Origin of the sequence: Mycobacterium sp. E2497 (assembly GCF_001668695.1) — a bacterium.
GTDB lineage: Bacteria > Actinomycetota > Actinomycetes > Mycobacteriales > Mycobacteriaceae > Mycobacterium.
Genome location: NZ_LZKD01000225.1, coordinates 25,410 through 32,578, shown reverse-complemented (window position 1 = coordinate 32,578; position 7,169 = coordinate 25,410). Strand labels below are relative to the sequence as shown.

General features: G+C 69.8%; 7 protein-coding genes. 4 read left to right on the top strand and 3 right to left on the bottom strand.

Features of this window, described 5'->3' with window-relative positions; all coding sequences use genetic code 11:
• The 3 genes from rpoZ to metK all read left to right on the top strand — a co-directional run.
• Nucleotides 1–281: DNA-directed RNA polymerase subunit omega (rpoZ, locus tag A5713_RS20540; RefSeq protein ID WP_067928512.1), on the top strand; the 281-nt coding region annotated here is incomplete at its 5' end.
• Between the two features lie 20 nt (nt 282–301).
• On the top strand, nt 302–1,564 hold the full coding sequence (coaBC, locus tag A5713_RS20535) for a bifunctional phosphopantothenoylcysteine decarboxylase/phosphopantothenate--cysteine ligase CoaBC (RefSeq protein WP_068098179.1): 1,263 nt from the start codon (nt 302–304) through the stop codon (nt 1,562–1,564).
• Between the two features lie 97 nt (nt 1,565–1,661).
• Entirely contained in the window at nt 1,662–2,873 is a 1,212-nt protein-coding gene (gene metK, locus A5713_RS20530) for a methionine adenosyltransferase (RefSeq protein WP_067928504.1), read from the top strand.
• On the opposite strand, the gene A5713_RS20525 is transcribed toward metK, so the two are convergent.
• From A5713_RS20525 to A5713_RS20515, 3 genes are read right to left on the bottom strand one after another with little or no spacing between them, the layout of a single operon-like run.
• Complete coding sequence (locus A5713_RS20525; protein ID WP_068098178.1) at nt 2,870–4,366, bottom strand: NAD(P)/FAD-dependent oxidoreductase; 1,497 nt, start codon at nt 4,364–4,366, stop codon at nt 2,870–2,872. The two genes, metK and A5713_RS20525, sit on opposite strands and share 4 nt — an antisense overlap.
• A gap of 21 nt (nt 4,367–4,387) precedes the next feature.
• Nucleotides 4,388–5,353, bottom strand: a complete 966-nt coding sequence (locus A5713_RS20520; RefSeq protein WP_067928498.1) for an alpha/beta hydrolase — start codon at nt 5,351–5,353, stop codon at nt 4,388–4,390.
• Nucleotides 5,354–5,375: 22 nt separating this feature from the next.
• Nucleotides 5,376–6,338: an alpha/beta hydrolase gene (locus A5713_RS20515; RefSeq protein WP_067928496.1), complete on the bottom strand. Its 963-nt coding sequence runs from the start codon at nt 6,336–6,338 to the stop codon at nt 5,376–5,378.
• Between A5713_RS20515 and A5713_RS20510 the strand changes: the two genes are divergently transcribed.
• Nucleotides 6,337–7,071 carry a lysoplasmalogenase gene (locus tag A5713_RS20510; RefSeq protein WP_068098177.1) on the top strand — a complete coding sequence of 245 codons (735 nt, stop codon included), beginning with the start codon at nt 6,337–6,339 and terminating at the stop codon, nt 7,069–7,071. The genes A5713_RS20515 and A5713_RS20510 overlap by 2 nt on opposite strands.
• Nucleotides 7,072–7,169 lie beyond the last annotated feature (98 nt).

Sequence of the window (7,169 nt, the reverse complement as noted above, 5' to 3'; positions counted from 1 at the left end):
GGTTCGACCCGTCGGCGGGCGGACAACGCGCCTACGACACCCCGCTGGGCATCACCAACCCGCCCATCGACGAGCTGCTGGACCGCGTGTCGAGCAAATACGCCCTGGTCATCTACGCGGCCAAGCGCGCCAGGCAGATCAACGACTACTACAACCAGCTCGGCGAGGGGATCCTCGAATACGTCGGGCCGCTGGTCGAGCCGGGGCTGCAGGAGAAGCCGCTGTCGATCGCGCTGCGCGAGATCCACGCCGACCTGCTCGAGCACACCGAGGGCGAGTAACAGGCTGGGCCGGGCGCGCTGTGGACAACCGCGATCGGGTCGCGAAAAACGTCATCGTCGGCGTCTCCGGTGGTATCGCCGCCTATAAGGCGTGCACGGTCGTCCGTCAGCTCTCCGAGGCCGGTCACCGGGTGCGGGTCATCCCCACCGAATCCGCGCTGCGGTTCGTCGGGGCCGCCACGTTCGAGGCGCTGTCCGGCCAGCCGGTGCACACCGGGGTCTTCGAGAACGTCCCAGACGTGCCGCACGTCCAGCTCGGCCAGAAGGCCGACCTGGTCGTGGTGGCCCCGGCCACCGCGGATCTGCTGGCCCGCGCGGTGCACGGCCGCGCCGACGACCTGCTGACCGCGACCCTGCTCACCGCGCGCTGCCCGGTGCTCTTCGCGCCCGCGATGCACACCGAGATGTGGTTGCACCCGGCCACCGTCGACAACGTGGCCACCCTGCGGCGGCGCGGAGCCGTGGTGCTCGAACCCGCGTTCGGCCGGCTCACCGGCGCCGACAGCGGCTCGGGACGGCTGCCCGAGGCCGAGGAGATCACCACGCTGGCTGAGCTGCTGCTCGAACGCCACGACGCGCTTCCCTACGACCTGGCCGGCTGCAAGGTGCTGGTGACCGCCGGCGGCACCCGCGAGCCGATCGACCCGGTCCGTTTCATCGGCAACCGCAGCTCGGGCAAGCAGGGCTATGCGGTGGCCCGCGTCGCCGCCCAGCGCGGCGCCGAGGTCACGCTGATCGCCGGGCACACCGCCGGACTGATCGATCCCGCCGGCGTCGAGGTGGTCCACGTCAGCTCCGCCGAGCAGCTCGGCGACGCGGTGGCCAAGCACGCCCCGGCGGCCGATGTGCTGGTGATGGCGGCGGCCGTCGCCGACTTCCGGCCCGCACAGGTTTCCGCCGCCAAGATCAAAAAGGGTCCGGACGACCGGGACGAGCCGCCCGTGATCGAGCTGGTGCGCAACGACGACGTGCTGGCCGGCGCCGTGCGGGCGCGCGCCCACGGCGAACTGCCCAACATGCGGGCCATCGTCGGATTCGCCGCGGAAACCGGCGACGCCAACGGCGACGTGCTCTTCCACGCCCGCGCCAAGTTGCGCCGCAAGGGCTGCGACCTGTTGGTGGTCAACGCGGTGGGCGACGGCAGGGCGTTCGAGGTGGACAGCAACGACGGGTGGCTGCTCGCCGCCGACGGCACCGAGTCCGCGCTGCAGCACGGTTCCAAGACGCTGATGGCCAGTCGTATCGTGGATGCGATCGGCGCGTTCCTGCACGGCGGCGGGTAATACGGTTCGGTTTCCCTGTGGCGCCAGGCCAGGTGCCGGCCGGCACCATGCCAGCCGATATAATTCGGTTAACTAACTATTCGGAAGGGTTGAGATTGTGAGCGAAAAGGGTCGCCTGTTTACCAGTGAGTCGGTGACTGAGGGACATCCCGACAAGATCTGTGACGCGATCAGCGACTCGGTTCTCGACGCCCTGCTGGCGCAGGACCCCCGCTCACGTGTCGCGGTGGAGACGCTGGTCACCACCGGTCAGGTGCACGTCGTCGGTGAGGTGACGACGACGGCGAAGGAGGCGTTCGCCGACATCACCAACACGGTCCGCGAGCGCATCCTCGAGATCGGCTACGACTCGTCGGACAAGGGTTTCGACGGGGCGTCGTGCGGGGTGAACATCGGCATCGGCGCCCAGTCGCCCGACATCGCCCAAGGCGTCGACACCGCCTACGAGGCCCGGGTCGAAGGTGAGCGGGACCCGCTGGATGCCCAGGGCGCCGGCGATCAGGGCCTGATGTTCGGCTACGCGATCGCCGACACCCCCGAACTCATGCCGCTACCCATCGCGCTGGCCCACCGCCTGTCCCGGCGGCTGACCGAGGTGCGCAAGAACGGTGTGCTGCCGTACCTGCGCCCGGACGGCAAGACGCAGGTCACCATCGAATACGAAGACAACGTCCCCGTCCGGCTCGACACCGTGGTGATCTCCACCCAGCACGCGGCCGACATCGACCTGGAGAAGACCCTGACCCCCGACCTCCGGGAAAAGGTGGTCAACACCGTGCTCGATGATCTGGCGCACGACACGCTGGACACCTCGCAGACGCGGCTGCTCTTCAACCCGACCGGCAAATTCGTCCTGGGCGGCCCGATGGGCGACGCGGGGCTGACCGGCCGCAAGATCATCGTCGACACCTACGGCGGATGGGCCCGCCACGGCGGCGGCGCCTTCTCCGGCAAGGATCCGTCCAAGGTGGACCGCTCGGCCGCGTACGCGATGCGCTGGGTGGCCAAGAACATCGTCGCCGCCGGTTTGGCGGAGCGGGTCGAGGTTCAGGTGGCCTACGCGATCGGCAAAGCCGCCCCCGTCGGCCTGTTTGTGGAGACGTTCGGCACCGCCACGGTCGACCCGGTCAAGATCGAGAAGATCGTCCCGGAGGTCTTCGACCTGCGGCCCGGCGCCATCATCCGCGACCTGGACCTGTTGCGCCCGATCTACGCGCAGACCGCCGCGTACGGCCACTTCGGCCGCACCGACATCGAGCTGCCGTGGGAGCAGCTCAACAAGGTCGATGACCTCAAGCGCGCCGTCTAGGGCGCGCCGGCGTTGGTGAACCGGTAGTCGTCGAGGTCGAACCGCCGGCTGCGCCAGTAGGCCTCCACCGTGGTGGTGGGGCGTAGCGGCACGTCGCCGTTCTTGTCGAAGTAGTAGCTGTTGGCCAGCCGGCAGCTGTCCTGCCAGAAGATCTGCCGGTGCCGCCGGCGCATCATCTCGGCGAAGTAGCGGTCGTTGGCTTCCTCGGTGACCTCGACGCGCGTCGCACCCTCACGCTCGGCGCGCTTCAGGCAGCGCACGATGTGGTGGGTCTGCGTCTCGATGAGCGCGAAATACGAAGAGCCGACGTAGCCGTAGGGGCCGAACACCGTGAACAGGTTGGGGAAATCGGGGACGCTGACACCCTCGTAGGCCTGCAGCCGGTGTTCGTCCCAGAACCGGCTCAGCGACTTGCCGCCGCTTCCGGTGACCGCGAACGTCGGGACGTCGTCGGGGTCCATCACTTTGAACCCGGTGGCCAGGATCAGCACGTCTACCTCGTGGTCCTCGCCGTCGGTGGTGGCCACCGCCGTGGGCGTGATCTTGTCGATCGGCTCGGTGACCAGCCGCACGTTGTCGCGGTTGAACGTGGCCAGGTACTCGTTGTGAAAGCCCGGGCGTTTGCAGCCGACGGCGTAACGCGGGGTGAGCTGGTCGCGCACCGCCGGATCGTGCACCTGTTTGCGCAGATAGGCCAGCCCGGCCGACTCCATCCGTTTGGCCAGCGGCACCACCGTGAAGTAGTGCGCGGAGATCGGGAAGGTGACTTCGACGAAGGCCTGGCTGAGTAGCCGCTGCACGACCTTGCCTCCGGGGACCCGCATCGCCCACCGGGCCGGCGCGGGCAACGCGACGTCCAGCTTGGGGAAGCACCAGATCGGGGTGCGCTGAAACACGGTGAGCCGCTTGACGATCGGTGCGATCTCGGGGATGACCTGGACGGCCGAGGCGCCGGTGCCGATGATCGCGACGCGCTTGCCGCTCAGGTCCTGGTCGTGATCCCAGCGCGCGGTGTGCATGGTGACGCCGCCGAAGCTGTCCACGCCGTCGATGTCTGGGAGCTTGGGGACGGTCAGGACGCCGCACGCACTGATCAGGAACCGGGCGGTGACCGTGCCCCCGGGATCGGTCTGCACCCGCCAGAGGCACTGCTCGTCGTCGAACTCGGCCGACTGCACCTTGGTGTTCAACCGGATTCGCGACCGCAGGCCGTACTTGTCGACGCAGTGTTCGGCGTACGCCTTGAGCTCGCGCCCCCGCGCGTACGTCCGCGACCAGTCCGGGCTCTGCTCGAAGGAGAACTGGTAGGAGAACGACGGGATGTCCACGGCGATACCGGGATAGGTGTTCCAGTGCCAGGTCCCGCCCACGCCGTCGCCCGCCTCGACGACGAGATAGTCGGGAAGTCCGGCGTTGTCGAGCTTGATGGCGGCGCCGATCCCGGAGAAGCCGGCGCCCACGATCAGCGTGTGGTAATCGGGTGTGCTGCTCATCGTTCGCCGCCTAGGGGTCGACTAAGGGTGTAGTGCCTTCTTCAGCGCGGCCAGTCCGCGGTCGGTGGCGTCGCCGGCCGCGGGTATGACCATGGCGAAGCTGGCGTAGCCGTGCACCAGGTCCGGCTCGTTGCTCAGCTCGGCCGGCACACCGGCGGCATCCAGCAGCTCGGCGTAGCGGGCCCCGTCGTCGCGCAGCGGATCGTGTTCGGCGGTCGCGATGTAGGCGGGCGGCAACCCGGACAAGTCCGTCGCGTTCGCCGGGGCAAGCGTGACGGGCAGTGCCGTCGGGTCGCTGAGGTCGATGTCCGGCAGGTACCAGGACAGGAAGGCGTCGATCACGTCGCGGTCCAGGATCGGCGCGTTGGCGTTCTCGGTGAACGACGGCAGCGACAGGTCGGCGGTGACGACCGGGTACCACAGCAGCTGGAAACTCAGCGCGGGGCCGGCGTTCTCGCTGGCCAGGTGCGTCATCACGGCGGCCAGGTTGCCGCCGGCCGAGTCGCCGGCGACGGCGATACGGTCCGGGTCGCCGCCCAGCTCGGCCGCGTGCGCGGCCACCCACTGCAACGCCGCCCAGGCGTCGTCGACCGCGGCCGGGAACGGATGCTCGGGGGCCAGCCGGTAGTCCACCGACACCACGATGGCCTCGGCGCCGACGGCGTGCGCGCGGGCGAGGGGGTCGTGGGTGTCCACGCCGCCCAGGCAGAACCCGCCGCCGTGGTAGAAGACGACGACGGGCAGCGCCTCCTGCGGCTCCAGGGGCGGCCAGTAGATGCGCACGGGGATGTCGGCGAGCTCGCCGTGGCCGATCGTGCGGTCCTCGATCCGCAGGTCGGGGAGCATTTCGGTCGGTACCTTGAGCAGCCGCAGCCGCTTTCGGGCGACCTCCACCCCGTCGGCGGCGCTGAAGGTCATCGGGAAGGCGTCGAGCAGCGCCTTGAACGCCGGATCGATGCCCGGGCGGGCGAAGGTGGGCTCCGTCATGGATTCACCGTACGCTCCGGATTCACCCGCGCAGCCCGGTCCGCAGGGCCGCCAGCCCGCGTTCCATCGCGGCGGTGGCCGCCGGCACCACACCGCCGTAACCGAGGTAGCCGTGCACCAGCGTCTCGGCGTTGTGCACTTCGACGGCCCCACCGGCGGCGGCCAGCAGCTCGCCGTAGCGGATGCCGTCGTCGCGCAGCGGGTCGTAGCCGGCGACGGCGATGTAGGCCGGAGGCAGGTTCGACAGGTCATCGGCCCGGCCGGGCGCCATACCGGGTGGCGGGGCCGACAAGTCGACGTCGCCCGCGTACCAACGCGAGAACTCGGCGACGGCCTTGACGTCGAGGATCGGCGCGCCGGCATTCTCGGTGAAGGACGGCAGCGTGGCGTCCCACATGGTCGACGGGTACCACAACAGCTGGAACGCGATCGGCGGCGCGCCGCTGTCCCGCGCCCGCTGTGCGACCACGGCGCTGATGGTCCCGCCGGCCGAATCCCCGGCCACGGCCATCCGATTCGGGTCACCGCCCAGCTCGGCGGCGCGCTCCGCGGCCCAAAGCGTTGCGGCCCAAGCGTCTTCGACGGCGGCGGGATAGGTGTGCTCGGGCGCCAACCGGTAGTCGACCGACACCACGATCGCGTCGGCGCCGACCGCGTGCTGGCGCGCGGTGCCGTCGTAGCTGTCCAGGTCGCCCACGACGAAGCCGCCGCCGTGAAAATAGAGCACGACCGGCGCCGCGGCGTCTTGCGAATGGCTTGGCGGCCAATAGATCCGGACGCCGATCGATCCCGCCGGGCCGGGGACGGCCCGGTCCTCGACGCGCAGCTCGGGGTGCAGCGCCCGGCGCGGCAGGTCGCGGAACCGCTGCCTGGCGGCGTCGACACCGTCGTCGGTGGATAGCCGGAAGGGAACCGCATCCAGTACCTTCTGCAGGATGGGGTCGATCGCGGGCTTATCGTCGGCTGTGTTGTCCAAGCTTGGCATGGACGTACCGTACGCACCTCGACTGGTGGTCGGCGGCTGGGTGGTGGCCGGCTGGGCGGCCCTCGGCTACGGCGTCTACCTGACGGTGCTGGCGCTGGGCTCGCCGCCGGGGACCGAGCTGACCGGGCACTGGGCGCTGCAGCCGCTGTTCAAGGCGTCGATGGCGTTGTTGCTGACCACCGCGGCGGCGGGCCACGCGATCGTCCGCGAGCGGCGGTGGTTGATGCCGGCGCTGCTGCTGTCGGCCGTCGGCGACTGGGCGCTGGCGGTCCCGTGGTGGACGCCGTCCTTCGTGGTGGGCCTGGCCGCATTCCTGTTGGCGCACTTGTGTTTCCTGGGGGCGCTCGTGCCGTTGGCGGCGCGGCGCGCGTCGAAGCCGCGCATCGCCGCCGTGGTCGCCATGTGCGTGGCCACCGTCGCGCTGCTGGCGTGGTTCTGGCCGCACCTGAACAAGCTGGCGCTTCCGGTGACGGCCTACATCGTGGTGCTGACCGCGATGGTGTGTGCCGCCCTGGTGGCGCGGTTGCCGACGATCTGGACGGCGGTGGGGGCGGTGTGTTTCGCGGCCTCCGACTCCCTGATCGCCGTCGGCCGCTTCATCCTGGGCAACGAGGCGCTGGCCGTGCCGATCTGGTGGTCCTACGCCGCGGCGCTGATCCTGATGACGGCCGGGTTCTTCTTCGGTCGTGAGGCACCGGCCGACGCCGGCTCCCCGGGGTCGACCGAAAGCTGACCGCTTCCGAACCGGACGGTAAAGCCATTGAACGACATAGTATTTCGATACCAGCGGGCGCCTTGACCGTCGGCGCGCCCACGCCCGTTCAGGTCGAA